The following is a 21,007-nucleotide window of genomic DNA, read 5'->3' as shown; positions in this document are numbered from 1 at the left end:
GTTAAATTTTATGGATGTCCATAACCGAACCTCTAATCTCGAGCGCGGGCGCAAATGCTGGGTTAATTGTGAAGCGCGCTGCCTCTCCAGCCCTCTGAGCGCGTATTTGCAGTGGTTTTGGATCGTAACCAACATCAAAAATATACTGCTCATCGACGCCATTTTGCAGGCCAAGAACACCGTGGTAAATCAAAAAATTTCTAATTTTTTCATGTTCAGCAGGTTCAATGCCGGCCTCATTGAAAATCTTTAACAAATCGTCTCTACTTAGCTCTGGTGGTGTATCAATGAAATAATAGAGAAGGTCCTTGGCAGCGGGGTATACATCGCTAATTTCTCTATCAAGTTCGACAATTAAATCTTGCGAGTAAGAAACTAACCCTTTGTGATAGTCATCGATTATAATTTTCTCTCGTCGAAAATTAACAGCAAATCCACGAATGTGATTGAACAGCTTGAGTACGTTTCTTGGTCTCATTAAGGATCTTGAAATGATGAAATCTGAACTCTCTTCGCCAAAAACATGCGATACGCTAATCATTTTCCAAAGCTCATCGAATGGCAATTTTGCATATTCTACGGGCAAACTTGAAGATAGTCGCAGTCTAAGCATCTCGCGAAGCAAGTCCGGATCGCTCCAATCAAGTGTCGCGCGCATTTCTTTCCCATAGTCGGATGAATTTTCCATCAAAAATCTGTAAACATCGTTCCTCAAAAACAAGATACAACGAAACTCGTGCCCAGCTTTTTGCATATCACGTTCGATTTTTCGGCCTGCATCAATAAGGCAGCGGAGGGTGATAGAATCTATAGTATCGACGCCGTCTGTTGACCAACTTTTGTCGAGATTATCGAATAGAACGAGTACGCGACCCTTGTGCTCTAGATATTTAGAAAGTTGGGTTTTTAGATTCTTTAGATCATGACTGTATAAGATTTCTGTGATTTGCTGGATTGTAATTCCATGGTTGTCCGTATTGCCAAACTTAATTTTGAACTGATCACTTAACCGTCGGGAAAGGGCCAATAGGCGCTCTGAGAAATCTCCTTCAGACAAAGAGTCATCGCCACGGTAAGTACGTTCAAGTTCCTGATAGATATCGTATAAGTCGTGGTTAAAACGGTGAGTTTTTTTGTCTTTTTCGAGAAGCTTGTACGCAACTTCCAGTAGTATCAAGTACTCCCAAAATGCCGTGAGTAAATGCTGGCGTGATCCCGCAGCAAGGAGAGATAAAATCTCATCCTTCAATTTTGCAAGCTGGTAGCTTTCTGGCTTCAAATCCACCACAATGTTTCGTTTGTCAGCCCTTGTTATGTCTCTCAAACTAATAAAAAGTGCGGTTTTTCCCGAGCCCTTTCGGCCGACTACTAAATTGACATCACCACTAGACGCGCGCAGAAACTGATCTGTTTGAAGATAATAGTCAGCCAACGTAGTCATTTCATTTTCAGCAGTGGGATCTCCAACCCATATGCTGTCTAGAAAACCTTTTGCAGTTTCATTTGTTCCTGCTTCACCTTGTAGTACATCATTTATTTGCGGGCAGAATATAGCTACATGTTCGGAAATATCTTGGGGGCTATTGTAGACTGTTATTTCGTCTCTGATGTCCAAAGGTGCATCGAAACCGCTTGGAGAGAATATCAGTGTAGGTTTGAGCATTCCGTGAGCGAGACCAGCAACAAACAGCGTTCTAACATTGTGTTCTTCTTTGCTATCGCCTGCTGATTCTATCATCAAACAAACACCGCTAGACCTTCCGACCTGTCGAATGGCGTCGGTTGCAGAGAGCCGAATGTCTTCTGAAGAAATGAAAGATCTATATCTGAATCGGGCCTTTTTAATTCGTGATACCATCTTCGTTGCGGCATCTGACCGTTCTGGAGGTTCCATCAGGTAAACTGGGGCTTGCCGATCCAACTCTTTCGTGAATGGAAGTGCTGTTTCATCAATATAGCCAGTTAGCCTGTTTCGAATGTCATCATCAGTGGAATAGCTAAAGTAGCCCAAGGTGTCAAAAATACCCGTACGCTTCGCTAATTTACTGTCCCCAGCAACTGACGTATCTTTAAGTAAGAAAACTTTTTTATTTCGACCAATTGCGAAACCAATTTCGTAAACGACGTTTAGGTTAAGGTAAGTTACATCTGCGACAACAAATGGCGAGTCGTCGATTTTACTTAAGATCGGTGAGATCACAGTTTCACCGGGAATATCGTTAAACTCCCAAGGCTCAAATCTAACTGAGTTAGCACCGACGGCATTTGCCTTCCGTACACCGCTAAGAATTTTATCGCCTACAGTTTCATCTCTAGTGGAGTAAGCTACGAATGCAGATCTCTGATTGCTCAATTTAATTCTCCGAGCACTACCGAACCATTATGAGTCGACTCAACTCTACTTCTAATTGTCGGCAAGGTTAAGAGAATAATAGTATTATTTGGTGCATTGCGCTGTTGTCTCCACTATTCGAATGGCATCGTTTTTGTGAGAGTGGAGATCTTTCCCCGCTGAAGTGGTTCCTCATGAATTTTTACAGGTTACCCCGGATACAGCGCCTGAAAGCTCGCGTCATATTTCTTGCGCAGTTCCGCATCATATTTGCCTGAACTCGGGTTAATTCGCGGATCTGCACCCAGATTTTCCAGCTGTTCTTTTGAGAAATGCGCTGCAGTCGCTGCATCCTTGCCACCCAATGGAATGCCTTTTTCAGCCGCCATCCCTTGCACAGCACGAATGATCATGACACCCGATGCAGTTTCGGCCATGCCTTCAAAGAACTTGCCTGCCCCTTCAGGAAGCTTCAGGCTTTGCGCGATATTGGCAGCCACGGCTTCCGCATCGTTGATGGCTTTTTCCGCCACTTTGGCATCACCTCCCAACATGGTGGCCAGACTATCCATTTCGTGTTTTGGATCATAGGGAGGAGCCAATAGGCCTTGCGCTACCGGATCGCCAAAGGTGTCGTTGATGAAATTCTGGAACACATCCGGGGCAATGCCATGCTTGAGTGCCGCCGATTTGGCTGCGGTCAAAACAGGATCGTCCTTTTCACCAAAATATCCCTTCAGTTCATCAGTTGGCTTAAACTCATATCCTGTGATGTCTTCGGGCAGAACCGTTTTGGCGTCATTGATGCCGGCCATAAGCTTATCGATGGTTTCACGATCATTTTCACCATGGAAATTTTGATCAAGTCCATCAGGGCGGTATAGCTCACCACCACCTTCATCGTCCGCGCCTTCACCACCCTCACCGGCATTGTCCTCTTCTCCACCAGTACCGTTGCCGTCTTCGGCGGCAAACAGGATCAAAGGCCAATATTTATTCATTGCGTATTTCATGCTGCGTCTCCTTTTTCGGACGGGTTAAATCCGGCTTTTGACAGATCTGTTATAAGGGCGTGAATGACAGTGTTTTGACCGTCGCGATAGGCGGCCAGAACGCCCACCTGATCAGCAGACAGGCCAAGGGCTCCAAAGTTCACCGGCGGACGCCCGAGGGTACCGGCAACCAGTTGGGCCAAGACACTCCGGCCTTCAGTTGTCGAGAAGATGATCAAAAGATCCCGCCGATAGCTGGCGATAGAAGCATCACGCTGTGCCTGATCTTCTTGTGCCAGTTTCTTGCGTTCAGGGTGGCCGAATGTCCCCATGAGGCCTTCCAAGGCTTCCCAGCTATTGTCGCCACTCAAATTGCTGATCATGTCCTGAATTTGTAATCCTGCATCGGCCATTACACCGCTCCTAGTTGTTCAGCAGCCTGATCTGTTGGCGCTTCAGCCCCCAAACCAGCTTGCGCAGCCATCGCAATGGCTTGCGCTTCAGCGGCCTGCTTTTTCATTTCGGCCCGCTCCTCTCCGGTCACGATATAGTCCGATGGAACTCCAAGCTCTCGGCCAACATGCTCAAGCGCCTCTTCCAACTTGGCGACGGTAGGAGCACCCTCTTGCAAAATGGCAAGGACCATTTCGATCCATTGCACGATTTTCTCAAGGCGCTCTGCAGCGCGAGCAGTTGCCAAGGGTGACGAGATCTTGACTTGGATAAGCACCTGATCGATCGGGATTTGGTTTTCGATCAAACCGACATTAGAGGCGACTTCAATGAGACGACGCGCCAATGGAACGATGATTTCATAGACCAAACGCCCAAACGCGCCGGTATGGTCAGAGGCCAACCGTTTCACACGCTCAAGGATTTCGGTTGCCGATCGAACCGATGCCCCATCGGGCGGCAGGCTTTGGTCCATCAAGGTAGCTTGAACCGCCATCCGCAAATCATTGAGAATGATGTTATTGGTGTCCAGATTGGGATCCTGCATCCGTGAAATTGTCGGCCCCAACACGCCGCCGTTTCGTGCCACCTTCCAAATTGCCCCTGGTTCGATGGCGCTGTGATCAGGGTTGAATACCCCGTCATCAACTGCGGTCCATATGCCCATCAAGGCGATGGCGGCCGCCTGCAATGTCAGGCTTTGTGCTGTGTTCAGTGTTTTGATGGATGGCATGGCCAACATAATGGGCCCACGTCCCATGGTTTCTCCGGGCACGCGGAAATATCGAGGTGTCAGCCAAGGATTGGTAAAAGATTTCTCTTGCCGAATGATCACTTCGTCTTTGTCGGTCCAGCTTCTGGTGATCCAACGGCTGGATTTTTTGTCAAAAACAGTTGCGACATGCAGCGTTAGATCATCATCCGGTTTGTCCTTGATGAGTTTCTTTAATTCAGGACCTAGTCTGTCACCATCGAGGTCAAACTCTTCTTCAACCTGCCATGGTTTCCATTTTCGGTCCCAGAAAATAGCAACGACATCGCCATAAGGACCGCCAAGCAAACGCAACTCATCGATGGGTACCGAGACAAAACGAGCTGCACGATCGGGGCTGTCACCTTGCGGGATATACATCGCGCCGGTACCGGCTGCCAAATCCAACGCCATCTCATGAAACGCAAGGTCAAACTCGCCATTGCTGGCCATTCCGGTTATGACGGCTGTGGTTCTTTCCAAATGCGGCCGCAGCTCATCTTTGACTTTCTTTTCCAGGATATCGCCGGGGGCAAGGCGAAACATTTCTTCTGAAACGAAATCTTGCCACAAGCGACCGGCAAACCGGAATGCTCCAACGATAGCTGTCTGGTCAAACGCTTTATTGACGCGTTTTTGTCCCTTACCATCAGATGATCCTTTTCGAAAAGGGATGGCATAGTCAAAAGCCTCATCAAGCAGCGGCTGGAAGGTTTGATATTCGGTGTTTGCCTGATCATAGAGCCGTTTCATCTTTTTGATGATTGGGCCATCACCTGATGGCATTTGTGGTTTTTCAGGCTGCGCCGTTGCCTTGTTTGCTTGCTTGGCCATGGATTATCCCAATGTATCCTGACCGCCAGACGTGCCGATGAATGTCAGCAAGCGATTGCCGAGTGCTTTACGTCCACCACCTTTGGCCTGAGCTTTTGCCTGATCCACCTCTGACGACGCCTTAGCCAAAGCGGCAATTTGTTTGTTTTGATTTTCCTGCGCGATTTTCTTTTGCAGCTCAACCGCGCCGTTGTCGCTTTTTCCGAATAGTCCGCCCATGTCGCCAAATCTCCGCGCCGTCGAAGGTGTCATGCAGTGAAAAGCCACAAAGCCGCGCAATGCGAGCGCCTGCCTTGGTGACTATTCTGACTTCGATTTCAGCATAGGCCTTGCGTTTCAAGGTCAACCGAATGGCCCGAACGATCCGCTTGAGGTGTCGCTGTGCTTCCGGTCTGGCCAAAAACCATGCTTCAACAACACCGTCCTGCCTTGGCCATAACCCTGCCATGATCACAGCTTCCCCGTTTTCATCGCGCAATGCCCAGGTTTCCGAGACATCCCGTTGCGCTTTGAGGCACAGCCAAACGATTGACTGGCAACGACCGATGCAGCAGGCAATGTCGTAATTGCTGGCAGGACTAACGATCTTCATGCGAATTTGTGCGGATCTATTTGCCGCCCTTTGTTCGCCTGCGATGCCCACCCGCCCTGTTTGCTTGATTGCCTTCCGGTACCAGTAACAGCCTGCCGGCCGCGATATCCCAAAACCAGATATTGCAAACCGTCATGAGGGTGGGAATATTCGTTTTTGTCAGGCTGCAGCGCAAATTTATCGCCACCGGTCGATAGCTTTTTAAAGCGATAGCCTGACATGAAACCGCGGATAAGGATTTTGCAATGAGGTGAGACCAGCAACCGCGGTGTTTGCCCATCGATGAACTTGGTCAGTTCGCCTTCGACGGATCCCAGACGCAAGCCCAATTCGTTTGAACCGTTAGCCGGAATGAGGATTGGCATCCCCAAAGCCACCTGCATGGTTTCCAGCCAAGACAGCTCGCCTCCTTCTCTATCAGCGCCGTACTGGCTTGCAGGATCGGCCCATGGGCGGATATCGCTGCACATGGGGTATCGACGGTCCAGAAGATCGACAAGCATCTCAGAGAAGCGCGTAGCGCCATAACCCTGCCCTGGTACAACTTCATCAAGGATCCGGATTTGACCGTTTGGCATCGGCTGCCCGAGGATAGCAGCCGGATTGAGCGCCGCATCCATGCCGATCAACAATGGTAGGCCTTCGATTGGATCCAGTTTTTTGGCAGCCACATGACGCTTTTGATCAAAGCTGCGATAGACCGGCAGGCCTTCACGGCTATATCCATATTCGTTATGCACCATCCGGCGCACATACCAATCCGGTTCAGCGACTGCAATTTTCTGATAATAGTCTGCCTCTAGCCGGCTTAGATTTTCAGCCTTGGGAGAAAGGCCCGATGGCTGGCGGAATAGTCGCCGGTGTGGCGCGACATTTTCAACCAAATCCTCATAGGTCCAGTTGTCCATATCCGGAGCGTTATAGTCCCCGAGGATTGTCCGGACGCGTTTTGCTGTAGGATCGGCTAGATCTTCCTTTTTGGGATAGCGCCCAGTCCTTTGCTCCATATAGCGCAACACATTGCTGGCCAGCGTGTCGGCTTCATTCATCCAGCCTCCCGAGATTTCAAGGCCACGAAGGATATCTTCGATCGAGGCATCGCCGATGCCGAGGAACAACGTTTCAGCTTCAACTTTGAGCCCGTTGGGCAGACGCCAGCGCAGTGTGTGTGTTGCCGGCCTATCGTTACCACCAGTCCAGCTTGAGCCGGGATAGTCTTTGGAGAACCATTGTTTCCAACTGTTCAGAACGGTGCGCTCCGCATCGCGAAAGCTGGTCCGCACCACAACAAACCGATCGCGGATCCAGCCATCCTTGCATGGCGGCATCCGAGCTGCAGCCAACACCCGAGCAAAAACACAGGAGACAGTTTTACCACCACCAACGGGACCCATGATGAACTTCGACATGATGTCATCACGAATGAAGGCGCTAGACACAGGGCCAGCAGGCTTGAAGTGATAGGGATCAAAATCCTCGTCTTGCTCATACAGCTGCACGAGCTTGCGAATATCGACATTGTCCGGCGCAATGAGGTTGGCTTCGCTCTGACCCGGGAATTGATAGCTCATCCCCTCACCCCTTTTCCGGTTTTCAATTTATCGCTTTCCCCCGACCCCCGACCTATGGCCCCAGAAAACGCGACATTTTCAAATTCATCCAGATCAAAATCGTGATCGGTGTGGCTCGCCATACCCCTATATGGGGGGGTGGGGGGTGCTTTCGGGGAAGGCTCTCGCTCGGCTTGGTCTTTTTGTCGCTGGCCGGATGAAGCAGGCAGAACCAAGGGGAAGCAAAAATTTTCAGACAAGGGTCGCTCAAAACATGCCGGTCCCCTCACGATGACAGGGGTTTCCTGCTGATAATCTATCAGTGGGAACATTTGCTATTCTCCCATGCCTTTCAATGGCTTGGCGGTTTCATGAGACGTACTCTCATGAGACGCTTGATTGCCATTCGTACTAAGTGATTGATTTTGTTGACTTTGGTCTTCGAGCGCCAGACCAATCGAGAGACTGTCATCATCCAGTTGATCAGCATCGGATTGGCTGCCATCCCCCAGGTCAATGAACAGCATTGGCAGCCGTTCATCGTTATTCTCGGTCTGAAGTGGTTTCTTGCCATACATGTAGGGCGTCACTTGATCCGCCACCTTGGTCTGCATCGCTACGATCTCGGCAATTGATGGCACACCGATCAGAGTTCCTGCTTTGTAAGAGGCTTCGGCTTTGTCGGCAGCTATCCCTTGCGCCTTTGCCTGCATCACCACGAACCAATGATGCAGATCCAGCGGATGGCTAGACAGGATCTCGCCCTGGAACAACAGCGGATCTCGAAAGCCTTTGGTCTGGTATAGCTTGCCGATGGCCTCGGTTTTCTTGTTAACCGCCCCTTTTGGCCTGCCCACCCCACGCTTTTCCACCCGAGCGCTAGGGAAAACCGCCGTCGGCGTGCTCTCACACCCGTCATTTTCACCGGTCTGCAATAGATCCATTTGTTCGATTTCGTCAGCCATCTATCTGATATAACTCTATATTTTATTCAAACGAGCAGATCGCAGAGCGGATCTTGTGATTGTCTGGGGACACCTGAGATTTTGGTGTCCCCGCAAGTGTCCCCAGAATTTCTTATTTAATTCAGATACTTAACTCTATAGTTCCACTAGGGACACTAGGGACACCAATATCTCTATACGTGCGCGCGCGTATGCGTGAAGCTTATTAGGTGTCCCCAGTGGAACCACAGCATTAACCCCTTGATTTCATGTAGATAGTTCGGGGACACCAAGTGTCCCCTAGGTGTCCCCAGTGGAACTTTTGGTGTCCCTTTGGTGCCCCCGGACCCGTCTGAACGGGAGAACCTTCCGCAGCCATTCGACCATAGCGCTATCCACCCCTGGTCAACTGTCCGCTAGCCCGGCAGGGCTTTTGCTTCTTTGCAAAAGGCATGACGAGGCGCGGTCTGTTCTTAAGAGGAAGGGTCAGGGTATTGAGACAAAAAAATATCAGTTGGGAACATCGTGGCTTATCCCGTTGGCATTTGGGTCGGGGAACCGACCGGCGCTTAATGTGCTTGTCGTTGATGATCTTTGAGTGATAAATTGAAGCGTAGGCTGTTACGTAGACGCGAACATAGCGTTTAACACGATGCCCTTCGCATGCACCAATGCATTGACATAAACATAACTCATAGTTATATTCGTAGCATATCAAAGGCACTAAGCACGCATGTACAAGGTCCAATACAAGTCGCAGGCAATGAAATCGTTGAGGCGCGTACAGCCCAAAAGAGCAAATAGCATCAGAACCGCGATTAAGAAGCTTGCAGAAGATCCAGACCGCAAAGACATGAATGTGCGACCGCTTGAGGGTAGAGGCGGGTATCGTCTGAGAGTTGGCGACTACCGTGTTTTGTTCGATCGGGATGATGAGATTAAAATCATTTCCATTGAAAAGATCGGCCCTCGTGGCGATGTTTACAACAGATAGGAGAATGACATGGCTGTTCCTGAAATCCTCCTGGATGAAAACGGGCTCCCAGACAAGGTGGTTATGAGTTGGGCTGACTATATCGCCCTCGAGCCAGATGCGGCTGATATGCATCTGTCTGACGAACAACTGTATGACAAAGCCAAAGCTGAAGAGGGAGAATATTTCCCTGAAGAGGTCGTTGACGCGCTGCTTGATGGAACCAACCCTGTCAAAGTCTATCGCAAATATCGTGGCTTCACTCAGAAACAACTGGCTGCAACGATCGGGCATAAACAGGAACTGATCTCCCAGATTGAAAACGGCCGCAGAAGCGGCTCCATCGATACGATCAAAGCCATTGCAGAAGCCTTGAGTGTCGATGTCGGCGATTTGGTTTAGCATCACCCCACTTCCTCCGCATAGATTTCAAATGCTGTCAGGTTGACCAGCGTCACGCGCCGCGACACACCGCCAATCTTTACCTTGTTGTATTCCTTGCGGTATTCGATGATGTCTGACGGCCCTTGTCGCAGTGCATAGGTCCATACACTGTTGCCCCAAGGCATCCCGTCAAACAGGCTGGTCAGGTTCGGCCCCTTGTTCGGGACCGCCAGATAGTCACTGCTCTTGTCGATCTTGTTCGCGCCTCTAGGCAGCAAACCAAGATCCACCTGAGCCAACAGCTCTCGAGCCTTGGCCACATCAACATAGCTGTTGCCACTGTCCCTATATCCTTCTAGGAGCGCCCCGATCGTATGCTGTGACCCATTGCGCCAGGCATCGACGCGACTGGTCAGAAGATGCTCGAGACAAGCCTTCCAGTTTTCCTCGGCAGTTTCTTTTTCCGATAGGCTTTGCGCGGCCAACACGTCGGCCCAACCGGACAGGTCATCGGCCCGATAGCCGGCCTCCTCGACGCCTTCATCGCCCAACATGAGGTGAGCGCAGGCAAGGAACGTGCCGTAAGTGTCCTGCCCTCGGCTATCATGGCCACCATCGCGCAGAGCCTCGCGATAGGCCTGCCATGTGCCATCATACAGACCCCATTGATCCACCATGCGCCGCATGAGCTTTGGGCCAGTGTTCGGATCCAGCTTTGGCGGTTCGCTTGCCCCGTCCATATCCAGCTTATCGATGGACAGGATGGCCATGCGAGAGAGATCTTGCGGTGCCAGTGGAGGCGGATTGATGGCAGAGAACAGGAATGTGGATCGCGCCTGAAATTCGACTCCGTTATGATCCTGCCCACCGCGCAACATAAGGCCCCCACTGGCTGCAAGACGCGCAAGTTTGACAACACCGGTCACACGCCGGTTGTCCGCTTCCGCCTCGAGCTCGTCGATGGCGACGGGCAAAGAGCCATTGCCCACGCGCTGATAAATCCCTGCCGGTGTGGTGTCGGTTGAAGACACAAGCCCGTCGCCCAACACTTGGCTAACAATGGCCTGCAAGGTCGATTTGCCCACGGCCTTGTCCCCGATCAGAAACATCGATGGACGCCATTCCAAGGCACCGCCCAATATGCCAACCCCGAGCCACCCCATAAACAACAGCGGATCCACCTCTGGCCGCTTCCAGTTCCATGTCTTGAGGATCCGGAACAGGTTCCGCGCAGGATTGTCATCATGCGTCACCGTCTCTTCCCACGGCCCATGAATATGCGGCCGCCTTGGATAGAAATATTGGCCGTTTTCTCCGGTCTCGACGCGCTGGCCATCGATCCAGAGACAATCGCCACAATGCAGGATCAGCTCGCCATCGTCGCCACGCCAGGCACCAAGTCCGCGCACCTTCTCGACAGCGTTCCAAAGGCCCTTGTTATCAGCGGCCGTATAGAAGGTTTCGCGCACCTTTTCGGCCTTAAATCCAGAAATCCCGTTCTCTTTGCTATGCGCTGGCCACGCCCAATAAGCATAGCCAATATGGCGGCCAAACAGACGTTGAATGAAGGCTTGGCCAAAGCTGGACGGACCAACTGCTGCCAATTGTCCCATAGCATCCACCAGATATATTGTGTCACCATCCATACCCAGAGGTTGGACCGGACAATCAGGCGGCAAGCCGATGTCATTGGGCATCCATTCACCGGCATATGCATCCCCTCGTCTGTAATCCGGCGCAATGGGAACAGGGGTGGCCTCTTTCCGCCGCCCCTGTTCCCTAGTCACTTCTCGCAGAGCGGGCATTACCGCATCCCGAATTTTTTGTACGCCTGATGCCGTCACAGCAAACCTGCTTTCTTCTTATTTTGGTGCGGTTTTGGGCACACGAGCGCCACCACGTTTGGCTTTGCCTTGATGGGCCACCGGCCGTTCACCGATAGACATCGGCTGTTCGGGCGCATCATCCTGCTGGACGGGCTCTTTGATTGCCGCCTTGGTGATTGGCATTTCTGCAATGGCCTTCTGTGCGGCCTCATGCACAGGATCCTTGACCAATGGCCCTTCATCGGCCGCGTAAGTCTGATCTTCAAATGGTATGGGTCTGCGTTCCTGCTTGGCCCGCTCAAGTCTGGATTGCTCTTCCCGCTGTTCGATTTGCAGATCGACAGCCACCAACCGACAAGATTTGGCGAACAAGCGATAGCCGATCTGCACTTCAATAGACTGGTCAAAAAAGCTGCCAGCAGGTGCATCGTGAATGGCCAACTCAGCGCATTTGCGAAACAATTGTTCGCCCGACACATTCTCTGGCCGATCGGCCACATATTGCGCCATCAATTCAATATCCTGCTCTGTCTCTCGCTCCTCTTCCAATGGCTTAAACAGGCGATAATACAGCTCGTTTTCCTCTCGTCCGCCGTCCCGCATTTGCGTTACCAGCGCTAAGGCTGCCACATGGCCCACGGCCATCGCCACATTCATCGCGTTTACGCCAACAATGGATCGAGTTACGTCATTCATTTCATTTGTCATGATATTTCCCTTGGTTGGGACGGGCCTTTGTGCTGCGAAATCATGAATTTGGCTCCAGTTCGGTGAGGTCCAGAACCAGAGGAATGGCAAAACAAGACAAGCCTTTCTTGCCTTCGGCCAACATCACAATCATCGGGTCTATCTTCCAGCTTTTTACAACGGGTAACCCGAGCACGACCAAGGGCTTGTTCTTCATGTCGACCATGTCGATAAAGTTGGTGTCATGGTTTTGTTTGGTCAGCATCAACGCAGTCGCCACATGACCATTCACCACCCATTTGTCCGGCGCTTGGCCATTGTCACGAGCGCGGGTCAGGGCTTCTTGAAAGAAATTTTTTGCATTATCAGGCATGGTTTTCTCCCGAAGAACCCTCATTTATTGTAGGTACAATAAATAGTGATTTTGTGAGTGTTGTATGATTAAATAAGGTGGCGCCAAGTCGAAAAAGAACCGACAAAAGTGTATTCACGATAAGGAGGCTAGAAATTATGGCATCTAAGAAACCCGATCCCTTCATGATCGATGAAGATGTTGCACCATTGACCGATCCAGAAATCCAAAACCTCCGCACCGGCAAGGAACTCTTTGCAGAATTGGGCATCACACCAACACGTCCGATCAAGCGCGGCCGTCCGGTGTCTGACACACCCAAAAAGCCCGTTACTCTGCGGCTGGATGCCGATATCGTCGAGTATTTCCGTGAAGGCGGCAAAGGCTGGCAAACCCGCATCAATGACGCACTGGCAAAAATCGTTGAGGAAGACAAAAAGGCAAGCTGATCCATTACAACGCCCTCCCTAATTGGCAGGGTCGGTCGACTCGCGTAATGATTGATATCGTGTGTATTGGAGCAACTTTATGAAGTCGTTTTTTGTCGGAATGCTTGGCGGGTTGATTGTGGTTTTGTGCGCGACGTTCGCCTATTCGTGGTTTGGTGCCCATCGTTTTCTCGAGGTTTGGGATGCCAACAGTGGTTGGGCCGCTGCAATTGTCGGCGTGTTTGTTGGGCTGACAACCCTCAGGCCACTCATTCAGCAAGCCCAAACCCCTAGAATTCATGCAAAAGTTGATGCGATTGAAAAAGAAGTCAGAAATCTCACAGAATTGTCCGGCAAAATTGAACAAGCAATTTTTGAATGCGATGTTATTCCAAACCTTAGAACTGGCAAAGATGACTTTGAGACCTATCGCGTTCCAACTATAAATGTGAATGACTTCTTCAATACGCCTGAGAAAATTAGCAGATCTGACAATGTCATTAGTGTTATTGGCCGATTCTATTGCGCCATTGATGAATACAAAAAAAATTATTACAAATTTTCCGAAGTCGAGGATATAGACGTTTCCACCGATGAAATGTATCCATGGATTACCGTTTTCAACAACACTTACAAACATGACACTGGTAAATTTAGTCAATGCTTCAATGAAAGAAATGACGACTTTAGGAAAATTTCCAAAACAATTCGGTTTGCATATACTACTGCAGCTAGATCTTATGCGCGTATATCCAAACTTGAAAAGCTCGCAGTGAAAACCCGAGCTAGACTCTATATTGACTAACCCCATCACGCCCCCCTCAACAAATCATTGAAATCCTTGCCCGAAGACGAGCTGACCACGCTCACCGGGTAGCCGGCACGTTTCAGCCGCTGGACGCATTTGTCAAACAGTGCTTGCGCTTGTGGCTTGCCCCAGTCGTTGTCTTTCAGCAGAACAAATGAACCAAAGGCCTTATGCATCGGGATATGCAGCATGTTGGGCAAGGATCCCGCCGCCAGCACCCGCGCCTCAGGCACAGCCAGTGCAGCCGACAATCCGTCCTCGATGCCCTCACCAATGATCACAGGCGCAAATTTGCCCGCCTTGGCCATGGTGATCGGGTCCATATTCCCCTCCCCACGCGTCAGCCAGATCGCAGCCCCTTGCGTGCGCGGAAACATCAGCTTGGCTTTACTGGGGTCTTTGACCGGCGCTTTGCCCTGCCCGTCCGGTGCAATGAAGGTGTAATGCAAAGCCTGCAAACCGCCCTCGATGTCGCGCATAGCCGACACAATGGCGGGGAACTTCGGCCCCGCCTTCAGCTTTGTTTTCTTGCCATTTTCATAGGAATAGTCGGCCTCATACCAATATTCGACATCAGGCAGAAACCGGCAAAAGGGCGCTCGATTTTTGATGGTGTCCAGTGGCAACCCGCGAAACGCAAAATAGGCCTCTCCCACGGTACCACTGATTGGCAAAGTGGTGGACCAGGACCGCCGCGCCCTGTCCACCATCCGCCGGTAGTTCGCCAGATCTTCTTCTTTCTGGCTGGCCTCCCGCTTTTTCACATCACGCATGAGCTTGGCTTTTTCAGCTTTGCTCATATTTCTCCAGCCTAACCAATCTTCTGCCCAATCCAAAGCCTCCTTTCGATCTAGGCCTTTGCAAAGACAGATCAGACCCAGAACATCGCCCTTGTCTTCTTCCGAGGCATAGTCCTTGAAGGCCCCTTTTGCGTTGCCGCCGATCCACACCACAAAGCTGCCTGCCTTGCGATCATGGCGCACAGGACTTTTGGCGGCATAATTGTTGCCGTTGATTTTCCCGTTCGGGACCAGCTCTTTGACCAGCCGCAAGACATCATCTTGCAGCGCAACTTTCACCTCTTTGAGACGACTACCCATGAGAGTTATTCCTTTTGAATTGGTCAGGCTCTCGGAGCTTCTTGACAGAAGCCTCCTGCCGCTGATGGCTTTGTATGGGTTCGAGGATGGTCAGGCCTACGCTTCGCGAAGTGCCGTGAATAAGATCCGCCATGCTGTCCAGCAGAGCATTGATGTGCGGGTCATCTCTGCTTTCTTCGATTTGGCGCAGGGATTTGGAAACTGCCTGTTTGGTGATGCCGGCAAATCCAGCCGCAATCACCAAAGGCACATTTAATTCGGTCACGATTAAATACAGCGCCCGTTGTCGGCACAGGCTGGCAGCGGCTTTTATCGGGCTTTGTTTGTCTTGGCTTTGCGGATCGTCGGCCAAAACCGCAGCCACATTCACCCCCGCCTTGTCGGCCAAAGTGATCAAAACCATGCGATAGGCAACGGGAGACAAAACCGCTTCCCCTTTTATGGTCCGGTCGCGCTCATGACATAGGCGCACAATTGCCTTTTCCATGCGCCGCAGGTTGGAAGGGCGCGGTATGGCTTGGCCGGATTGCCATCGCCGCCATTGCCGATCACGAACACCGGACAGGCGGCTCACCTCGGCCAACGAAAAGCCCCCTTTTGCACAATCGCTAATTATTTTCTGCATTTTGTGGACAAGCGGGTCGTTTGACGCACTATGTGCACCAGCGGTTGACAAAAGACCGGTCTTTTTGCATCGCCGAAATGAGGGTGTTTTTTCGCTGTACCGCATTATCGTCCCTCATTTTCACTGACGGGCCGATTGTTGGGTCTGGCATTGGTCAGCGCCTTCAGGGCATCAGCCACCCTTTTCAGGTCCGCTTTTGCTGCGTCTTGGTCTTCGGCCGTGCGTAAGCGCTCCACCCAGTCAAACCCCATCCGGTTCATGTCCCGAATGCTGGCGTCATCCATGGCAGCTTGCAAAAGTGCCGGACCATAAGCGTGCAGAAGGGATATGAAATGCTCCAGCCGTGGCGAAGAAAGGCCAGACAACCATCTCTCCACTGTCCTGTGCGGTATCCGAGCTTTCCGTGCCACTTCCTTGGCTGTGTTGGTTGGGTGTTGGTCACGCAAGAAGTCAGCAAGCCGATCCCGCAAGATCGCATCATGGGCACAAAGCAGCGTGTCCTTGATCGCAGATCTGCGCCGTATGAAGGTGGGATACTTCATTGTGCCGCCTCTTGATCAGGCAGCCAGTCGTTAGGAGTTACTGTGCCAGCGGTGACTTCCACCAGCTTGGTCATCACACCCCATTCGGGTGGGCGACCCTGTTCATATTTGCAAACCGCTCCTTTGGTCACGCCAATCCGGTGGCCCAATTGGGTTTGCGTCCAACCGCGCGTTAAGCGCCAATCTTTGAGTGGGTGATTTGCCATATTTACAATATCCATTTTGGAAACTTTAATGTCAATCCTTAAGTTTCCAAATTGGCCGACGACTGAATTCTACAGAAAGATCATTATTACACTTATGGTAGAAAGATTCGGGAAAACGTCTGGGCAGCTTAGTCGTTGGTATCTCCGCGAGTGGCGTAAGCACCGCGGACTAAACCAAGACGAGCTGGCCAATGCTATTGACAGTACAAAAGGTACTATTTCTCGAATGGAACTTGGAACTAGGCCATACAATCAGCCGTTTTTAGAAGCATGCGCGGAAGTCCTCAATTGCAGTCCAGCCGATCTCTTATCGGGACCACCCGAAGAGAACGGGATGCTTGACGAATTGCATTCTAAGCTTTCCGGAAAATCCAAAGAACAACTAGCGAAGATTTTAAATTTGATTGATGTGCTAGATAGCTGAAATTGCTTGCAATATCGGAAAATTAAACGATGAAAAGCTATATTGTTAAGGCAATCTCGATTATAGCAGTTATGTTGTTTTTGGGGTTCGGTATTAAAACCATTCAGATGTATGACGGACCTGTTGTTGTTTCCCATATGACGGGCACCTATGCCACTCCAGAATGCATATTTCAGCGAAATGCTTTACCGTTATACCTACAGTTCCGCCATAACAAGCCCCTTAGGGATCAAGATTTAAGGCTTATGCCTGGAGCGGAAGTCGTCGAAAAAACCGATGTACCCAAAGACTATACTCCAGATGAAAAGTGCCGAAATTCTAAAGGCTTCGAAATCGGCGAGTCGAGCGTTTCTATGGATTTTTTTCGTGGCAGTCTGAAAATTGTACAATCTTGGTTTGATTAATTTTCCAATTTGGAAACAATTAGTTTGACAAGTGCATTTCCAAATTGGATATTAACAGTCATCATTCACCAACGGATTGATGATTATGACCCTCATTCAGACCCATTCTATGACACTAAACCGTCAGCAGCTGGTCTCACTGCTGGACGTGAAAGAAAGCGCTTTTGACCACGCTCGGGCAAAGCTTGAAGACAACCACTTCCCCAAAAGGCTTCCGGGCATCCTCCGCTGGTCGCGCCCTGCCGTTATTGCCTGGATAAAGGCCAGCGGCAATCTCGACATGATGAACCGTATTCTCATCGGCGATCCGCAAGAGCGGGAAGACCAAGATCTTCCCATTCCCGATATTGCAGCCGATCTGGCTGCCCGTTATGGCGGAATTGAAGCATGAAAATGGTCCTTCCCGCCAATCTGCCCGTCACCTTCTATCCAACATTGGGCGACGACACGCGCAAGCGCTTCTCACTGCTAGAGCATGTGACAAACATCACCGATGAAGTTGGTGGTGTGGTCAAGGTCTTTAGCGATGGCAGAAACCTTGAGTTTCACCATTCCAGTGAAGCCAAAGCCATCATCACCATCAACGACATACTGGCCGAAGTGATCAAGGCGACCTTCTATCGCATTGAGCCGCCAGCCGACCAACCAAAATAGGAAGGACATCTCAGTCTGCAAAATGAATGGAACCATAGCGTTCGTTTCTTACAAGTTCACAGACTGCAGTTCTTCTCATTATGATTTTTAGTGAAAGCATTGAAATGATAGACTCTAAACAGTTATTCAATATGCGCTCCCGAACCAGAGAAGGATTAATCACAATGACACCCAAATCTTCAAATGAAAATGACATCTACGTTGGTTCACGCGTACGCATTGCACGCCAATTGAGCAACATCAGCCAAGAGAAGCTGGGTGATCAGCTTGGCATTTCCTTCCAACAAATCCAGAAGTATGAAAAAGGAAGCAACCGCATCAGCGCATCCAAGCTGATCGATATATCACGCACTTTAAACGTGCCGGTTGCTTGGTTTTTTAAAGGCATAGAGCAAGGCGAAAGGGTCGATATCGAACCAGAACAGTTCTTTCAATCCAAAGATGGTCTTCGTCTTTTGCGCATATTCACTCGTGCCACCAGCTCCCAACAAAAGCTCATCATCGAATTGGCCGACACTGTGATCAAATCGACTTCAGCCGCCGCAGATTAGGCTGACAGGACTGTCTGCAACAACAGCAATCAAGCACAAGCTCCCCCCCACACGCACGATATAGCTTTATTATTGCCCGAGAACGCATTGGCAAGCGACAGTCAAGGTGTGCCTATCCTCACGCCCTGACTGTCCGCACGACACAGGATGATGTCACGCAGAAATGCCAATCCATCGGCCTATAGGTAAAATCATGGCCAAAGTATCGATCAAAATTCAATATGTCGTTTGGCGCTCCGGACGACCTCGTTTCGTTCCTGGCAAGGCGCTGCGTGCGCTCGGCTATAAGGGCGAGGATCTCAAGCATCCAGACGGCACTTGGCTCGATCTGAATGAAACCATCAGCTGGTCAAAGAAGTTTGGCGAGAAGGTCAACTTACGCCGGCAACAGATCACACTGAAGCAAACCGGCCCAAAGAAAAAGCCCAAGAACCATGCGGTGAAGGGCTACATCTGTGTTGGCGAGCTTCTTGTTAAATGGCACACGGAACGACGCTCCGAGAACAAGCTGACCGGAAAACCTTCATTAAGAACTTTAAGGGGGTACGACTACAACATGCGCGCTTTTCAGGCCTTCGATGAAGAGCTTTGGACAGCGCCGGCTGCTTCGATCACCGATGTAATGGCCAACGGCATCTATAAAAAGCTTCGCAGTGAAAAAGGTGTGTCTATGTCAAAGGCCATTGTCAGCACCCTTCGTCCGGCTTGGGGATGGGCCAAACGGGAAATGGGACTGGTTTCAAACAATCCATGGACTGCTCTGCGCATGACCACTCCGTTGCCACGGTTACGCGTTGGCAGCATCGCTGAAATGAAGCACCTCATTGCCACCGCAGACAAAGAAGGCCGTCCAGATGTGGGCGACGCAATTATGCTTGGTATCTGCTCGGGACAACGCCAGAACGATCGTTTGTTGTTCAAACTCGAAAAAATGGCTGATGGATTGATGATATTCAAACAGTCAAAAACCGGCGCCATTGTCCAGATACCCGAAATCAAGCCTCTGGCGGATCGGCTGCTGGCCGCAAAGGCCAGACGCAACAGACATCAACAAACGCTTTCCACTCTGTTGATCGACGAAAAAGGCGGGTGTTGTTGGGAACGTGGCGATGATGGGGATCGATATCGCAAGGCATTCAGAAAGGTCTGTGACAAGGCTACGGAGACGATGCCAAGTCTGGAGGGGTTCAGGGATCAGGATTTGCGTGATACCGCTGTGACATGGCTGGCAGATGCCGGTTGCACCCTTCCCCAGATTGCTTCCATTACGGGGCACTCGGTCGAGAACATTCATAAGATCCTCAAGCACTATCTGGCCCAAACACCGGAACAGGCGTCCCAAGCTCTAAAAAAACTATCGAGCTATTTGGTCAAAAATGGTGGATTGTAGGGTTCGTACAGAAATGTTTAATAAATACAATAAGTTATATTAAACCAGCGTTTTGATTTCTACTTTTATTTTGTTCAAAGTTGTCTAAATTATCTATGCAATCGAATAAACTGGATGGATGGAAAATATAGATGATGACCAACAAAATTGCAGAGCAACTCGCAAATATCCAAGGCGTGGTTTTTGCCTTGACCCTATTGGATACATATCCAACAAACATAAGATTGACACCTGCGTTTCACGCTCTGCATAATTCTTTGGAAATGCAGGTTTCAATGGTTTGCGAGTCGATTGAAAAATTCGAGACTCAGCAAGGCAGCTAACTATGAGACTTTAGCTTCAATTGCCTCGAAGTCTCACGGGGATCCCCGTAAGTCCATGAAATATATAGTAATCCATGTACATTAGAAGTCAGCTGCTCTATCCAACTGAGCTAAGGGGCCAGATTTATGAATTGCTCTGGCTGTATACATTGTCTTGGGGTAAACGCACTAGTGTGTCCAGTTTCCATCCACACGTTTAGTAGCGAAATTATCCGCATAGGCGACAATTCTGCGTTTCTTTTGTTTAGGCTCCATGACTTGATAGTCAATATGATGGCGCTCTGCATAAGCTATAGCATCTTGCTTGCTATCAAAGTTCAAATCCAGCTGCTGCCTAGTATCGGATGAGCTCGTGTGCCCCATTAAAGGTTCAATGGTTCTGGAGGCCGACGGCTCGAACTTCAAATGCCAACGGTGGGTTTTGGCGAGTCCGGACTGCATTGCATTTCTAGCGGGTTGATAAATGCGTGCTTTGAGCATGGTTTTCTTTCCCTTGCGATTTGGCAAAAAAACAAAACCGCTTTCTGATGGATGGTCGGAGCTATACCATCCATAAACGGTTATCACACGAAATATCATTCACTGTCAACCAAACTCAATACGTATGTTTTAGACAATTATTTCAATTGGTTATATCTTATCAAGGCATCTCACCTCAATGCTCTCAAACTCACCAGATCCCATATTTATAGGGGGTAGGTTCGAAGGATATAAGGGATAAATAGATACCTAAGCGCGTTAAAGCAATGACCGCATTGCAAGTCAAAAATCTGAAACCTTCTGGGAATAGAGGGACTGATACCATTTCGGTCGGAGGAGTGGATGGGGTAAACGGCGCCGTCAGACAAACATGAACCTGACCAAAGAGGACCAACATCTTCG

26 protein-coding genes are annotated in these 21,007 nt (G+C 50.0%); 10 read left to right on the top strand and 16 right to left on the bottom strand.

Annotated features, from left to right (window positions below):
• Position 1 precedes the first annotated feature (1 nt).
• The 8 genes from C0081_RS07115 to C0081_RS07075 all read right to left on the bottom strand — a co-directional run bounded on the left by C0081_RS07115 (position 2) and on the right by C0081_RS07075 (position 8,469).
• Positions 2-2,353 carry a P-loop ATPase, Sll1717 family gene (locus C0081_RS07115; RefSeq protein ID WP_101533131.1) on the bottom strand — a complete coding sequence of 784 codons (2,352 nt, stop codon included), beginning with the start codon at positions 2,351-2,353 and terminating at the stop codon, positions 2-4.
• Positions 2,354-2,541: 188 nt separating this feature from the next.
• Positions 2,542-3,345 (bottom strand): hypothetical protein, encoded by an 804-nt coding sequence (locus C0081_RS07110; RefSeq protein ID WP_101533130.1) that lies wholly within the window; start codon positions 3,343-3,345, stop codon positions 2,542-2,544.
• Entirely contained in the window at positions 3,342-3,737 is a 396-nt protein-coding gene (locus tag C0081_RS07105) for a hypothetical protein (protein ID WP_101533129.1), read from the bottom strand. Before C0081_RS07105 ends, C0081_RS07110 begins: the two co-directional genes overlap by 4 nt.
• Positions 3,737-5,362 (bottom strand): portal protein, encoded by a 1,626-nt coding sequence (locus tag C0081_RS07100; RefSeq protein WP_101533128.1) that lies wholly within the window; start codon positions 5,360-5,362, stop codon positions 3,737-3,739. Before C0081_RS07100 ends, C0081_RS07105 begins: the two co-directional genes overlap by 1 nt.
• Before the next feature lie 3 nt (positions 5,363-5,365).
• Entirely contained in the window at positions 5,366-5,581 is a 216-nt protein-coding gene (locus tag C0081_RS07095) for a hypothetical protein (RefSeq protein WP_101533127.1), read from the bottom strand.
• Entirely contained in the window at positions 5,541-5,954 is a 414-nt protein-coding gene (locus C0081_RS07090; RefSeq protein ID WP_101533126.1) for a hypothetical protein, read from the bottom strand. The genes C0081_RS07095 and C0081_RS07090 overlap by 41 nt, the downstream gene beginning before the upstream one ends.
• Positions 5,951-7,525: a hypothetical protein gene (locus C0081_RS07085; RefSeq protein WP_101533125.1), complete on the bottom strand. Its 1,575-nt coding sequence runs from the start codon at positions 7,523-7,525 to the stop codon at positions 5,951-5,953. The genes C0081_RS07090 and C0081_RS07085 overlap by 4 nt, the downstream gene beginning before the upstream one ends.
• A 314-nt stretch (positions 7,526-7,839) precedes the next feature.
• Positions 7,840-8,469 carry a hypothetical protein gene (locus C0081_RS07075; protein WP_101533123.1) on the bottom strand — a complete coding sequence of 210 codons (630 nt, stop codon included), beginning with the start codon at positions 8,467-8,469 and terminating at the stop codon, positions 7,840-7,842.
• 712 nt (positions 8,470-9,181) lie between these two features.
• Here C0081_RS07075 and C0081_RS07070 point away from each other — a divergent pair.
• Positions 9,182-9,442 (top strand): type II toxin-antitoxin system RelE family toxin, encoded by a 261-nt coding sequence (locus C0081_RS07070; protein ID WP_101533122.1) that lies wholly within the window; start codon positions 9,182-9,184, stop codon positions 9,440-9,442.
• Between the two features lie 9 nt (positions 9,443-9,451).
• Positions 9,452-9,823: a helix-turn-helix domain-containing protein gene (locus C0081_RS07065; RefSeq protein WP_101533121.1), complete on the top strand. Its 372-nt coding sequence runs from the start codon at positions 9,452-9,454 to the stop codon at positions 9,821-9,823.
• Positions 9,824-9,825: 2 nt separating this feature from the next.
• Here C0081_RS07065 and C0081_RS07060 read toward each other — a convergent pair whose 3' ends face one another.
• The 3 genes from C0081_RS07060 to C0081_RS07050 are packed head-to-tail and all read right to left on the bottom strand — an operon-like array spanning position 9,826 to position 12,691.
• The gene (locus C0081_RS07060) at positions 9,826-11,610 is read right to left on the bottom strand and encodes a hypothetical protein (RefSeq protein ID WP_146006421.1); all 1,785 of its coding nucleotides are present in this window, start codon (positions 11,608-11,610) and stop codon (positions 9,826-9,828) included.
• Positions 11,611-11,667: 57 nt separating this feature from the next.
• A complete protein-coding gene (locus C0081_RS07055) occupies positions 11,668-12,339 on the bottom strand; it encodes a hypothetical protein (RefSeq protein ID WP_101533119.1) in 672 nt (223 codons plus the stop codon).
• 40 nt (positions 12,340-12,379) lie between these two features.
• A complete protein-coding gene (locus tag C0081_RS07050; protein WP_101533118.1) occupies positions 12,380-12,691 on the bottom strand; it encodes a hypothetical protein in 312 nt (103 codons plus the stop codon).
• Positions 12,692-12,828: 137 nt separating this feature from the next.
• Between C0081_RS07050 and C0081_RS07045 the strand changes: the two genes are divergently transcribed.
• Positions 12,829-13,119 carry a BrnA antitoxin family protein gene (locus C0081_RS07045; RefSeq protein ID WP_101533117.1) on the top strand — a complete coding sequence of 97 codons (291 nt, stop codon included), beginning with the start codon at positions 12,829-12,831 and terminating at the stop codon, positions 13,117-13,119.
• A 79-nt stretch (positions 13,120-13,198) separates the two neighbouring features.
• Positions 13,199-13,903 carry a hypothetical protein gene (locus C0081_RS07040; protein WP_101533116.1) on the top strand — a complete coding sequence of 235 codons (705 nt, stop codon included), beginning with the start codon at positions 13,199-13,201 and terminating at the stop codon, positions 13,901-13,903.
• 5 nt (positions 13,904-13,908) lie between these two features.
• Here C0081_RS07040 and C0081_RS07035 read toward each other — a convergent pair whose 3' ends face one another.
• The 4 genes from C0081_RS07035 to C0081_RS07020 all read right to left on the bottom strand — a co-directional run bounded on the left by C0081_RS07035 (position 13,909) and on the right by C0081_RS07020 (position 16,379).
• Positions 13,909-15,006 (bottom strand): DUF7146 domain-containing protein, encoded by a 1,098-nt coding sequence (locus C0081_RS07035; protein WP_101533115.1) that lies wholly within the window; start codon positions 15,004-15,006, stop codon positions 13,909-13,911.
• The gene (locus C0081_RS07030) at positions 14,999-15,631 is read right to left on the bottom strand and encodes a hypothetical protein (protein WP_180966794.1); all 633 of its coding nucleotides are present in this window, start codon (positions 15,629-15,631) and stop codon (positions 14,999-15,001) included. The genes C0081_RS07035 and C0081_RS07030 overlap by 8 nt, the downstream gene beginning before the upstream one ends.
• A gap of 104 nt (positions 15,632-15,735) precedes the next feature.
• On the bottom strand, positions 15,736-16,173 hold the full coding sequence (locus tag C0081_RS07025; protein ID WP_101533113.1) for a helix-turn-helix domain-containing protein: 438 nt from the start codon (positions 16,171-16,173) through the stop codon (positions 15,736-15,738).
• Positions 16,170-16,379 carry a helix-turn-helix domain-containing protein gene (locus C0081_RS07020; RefSeq protein WP_180966793.1) on the bottom strand — a complete coding sequence of 70 codons (210 nt, stop codon included), beginning with the start codon at positions 16,377-16,379 and terminating at the stop codon, positions 16,170-16,172. The genes C0081_RS07025 and C0081_RS07020 overlap by 4 nt, the downstream gene beginning before the upstream one ends.
• A gap of 28 nt (positions 16,380-16,407) precedes the next feature.
• Between C0081_RS07020 and C0081_RS07015 the strand changes: the two genes are divergently transcribed.
• From C0081_RS07015 to C0081_RS06990, 6 genes are all read left to right on the top strand, one after another.
• Entirely contained in the window at positions 16,408-16,803 is a 396-nt protein-coding gene (locus tag C0081_RS07015; protein ID WP_101533111.1) for a helix-turn-helix domain-containing protein, read from the top strand.
• A gap of 29 nt (positions 16,804-16,832) precedes the next feature.
• Positions 16,833-17,207, top strand: coding sequence for a hypothetical protein (locus tag C0081_RS07010; RefSeq protein ID WP_101533110.1), 375 nt, complete (start codon positions 16,833-16,835; stop codon positions 17,205-17,207).
• An 85-nt stretch (positions 17,208-17,292) separates the two neighbouring features.
• Positions 17,293-17,598 carry a hypothetical protein gene (locus tag C0081_RS07005; RefSeq protein WP_146006419.1) on the top strand — a complete coding sequence of 102 codons (306 nt, stop codon included), beginning with the start codon at positions 17,293-17,295 and terminating at the stop codon, positions 17,596-17,598.
• Positions 17,595-17,861, top strand: coding sequence for a hypothetical protein (locus C0081_RS07000; protein WP_101533108.1), 267 nt, complete (start codon positions 17,595-17,597; stop codon positions 17,859-17,861). Before C0081_RS07005 ends, C0081_RS07000 begins: the two co-directional genes overlap by 4 nt.
• A gap of 164 nt (positions 17,862-18,025) precedes the next feature.
• A complete protein-coding gene (locus tag C0081_RS06995; protein WP_101533173.1) occupies positions 18,026-18,412 on the top strand; it encodes a helix-turn-helix domain-containing protein in 387 nt (128 codons plus the stop codon).
• A gap of 193 nt (positions 18,413-18,605) precedes the next feature.
• Entirely contained in the window at positions 18,606-19,802 is a 1,197-nt protein-coding gene (locus C0081_RS06990) for a tyrosine-type recombinase/integrase (RefSeq protein ID WP_101533107.1), read from the top strand.
• 491 nt (positions 19,803-20,293) lie between these two features.
• On the opposite strand, the gene C0081_RS06980 is transcribed toward C0081_RS06990, so the two are convergent.
• Positions 20,294-20,605 (bottom strand): ETC complex I subunit, encoded by a 312-nt coding sequence (locus C0081_RS06980; RefSeq protein ID WP_101533172.1) that lies wholly within the window; start codon positions 20,603-20,605, stop codon positions 20,294-20,296.
• Between the last annotated feature and the right edge of the window lie 402 nt (positions 20,606-21,007).

Origin of the sequence: Cohaesibacter celericrescens (assembly GCF_002866925.1) — a bacterium.
Classification (GTDB): Bacteria; Pseudomonadota; Alphaproteobacteria; order Rhizobiales; family Cohaesibacteraceae; genus Cohaesibacter; species Cohaesibacter celericrescens.
The sequence above is the reverse complement of the archived record's forward strand: the minus strand, read 5'-3'. Positions and strand labels throughout refer to the sequence as shown.